The following is a 1,263-nucleotide window of genomic DNA, read 5'->3' as shown; positions in this document are numbered from 1 at the left end:
TTGCAGCATTAGCGCCGGTACGTTTGGAGATCGTTCAGATTAACTATGCAAAAGCGGCAGATATTGTGGAGCTATTGCGCCAGGACAGTGAGCTGATTTCAGAGCGAGGCTTTATTTCATCTGATGAACGAACGAATACTATAAGTGTGAGAGAGACATCAGAGAAGCAGGAGCAGATTCGTAAATTGATATCTACCTGGGATATTCCGGTTCGTCAGGTATTGATTGAGGCTAGAATTGTAAGAGCTCGTTCGAATATAGCTGAAGAAATGGGTATTCAGTGGGGCGGTGGCGGTTTAGATCGTAGCGGAGATAACTTGTTCCGTATAGGTGGATCGTCTGGGACGCTTAGTGAACTGACAGATATAGCGAACGGAAATAGTAACAGTATTTCATTTCCAGGTGCTTTGGCTGTTGATTTAGGTGTAACCAGATCGAACAGCTCTTCCTTAGCGATTGGTTTTGGTGGTGATAACTATCTAATTGATATGGAATTATCTGCTTTCGAATCTGATGGAAAGGGTGAGATCGTTGCCCAGCCGAAAATTGTAACGGCTGATCGTCAAACCGCGACAATTAAATCGGGTGAGGAAATTCCTTANCAGGAAGCTTCGTCTTCTGGTGCAACCTCAGTTTCCTTTAAAGAGGCCGTGCTATCTTTAGAAGTGACGCCTCAAATTACGCCAGACGATCAGGTCATTATGGATCTTAAGATCAATCAGGATAACCGTGGCGAAGTGACCGCAGGTATTCCAAGTATTGAAACAAATGAGGTACTAACTCAAGTACTTGTTGGTAATGGTGAAACGGTTGTCTTGGGTGGTATTTTTCAGTCTGAACGATCTACAACTGTTACTAAAACGCCTTTCTTAGGTGACATCCCATACTTAGGTGCTTTATTTACCAAGACTGAAGAGATAGATGAGCGTGCTGAATTACTTATCTTTATCACGCCTAAGCTATTAAAAAATGGTGTGATTGACCAGCAAATATAGGACAATATGTCTTATTGAGCTTAGGTAAAAGGCTGCAGATTGCGGCCTTTTTTCTTTTTAAAATAAACAGGTTAATCTTTACTGACATATTGATTGGCCGGCATAAGATCGAAATATGAGTATAGCTAAACCGTTGATTGTTTTTGTGGGCCCAATGGGGGCAGGAAAAACAACCATAGGAAAAATTTTAGCCAAAGAGCTGAACTTTGACTTTTATGATTCCGATAAAGAGATAGAGCGGCGAACCGGGGCAAACATTCCGTGGATT

The 1,263-nt window shown here is 42.0% G+C and carries 2 protein-coding genes; both read left to right on the top strand.

The window, feature by feature from the left end; genetic code table 11:
- Positions 1-995 (top strand): type IV pilus secretin PilQ (locus A3763_RS00945; RefSeq protein WP_156494791.1); only part of this gene is annotated, 995 nt, incomplete at its 5' end.
- Between the two features lie 115 nt (positions 996-1,110).
- Positions 1,111-1,263 (top strand): shikimate kinase (locus A3763_RS00940; protein ID WP_156494790.1); only part of this gene is annotated, 153 nt, incomplete at its 3' end.

Source organism: Oleiphilus sp. HI0128, from assembly GCF_001635365.1.
Note: the sequence above shows the minus strand (reverse complement) of the source record. Positions and strands in the feature narration are given on the sequence as shown.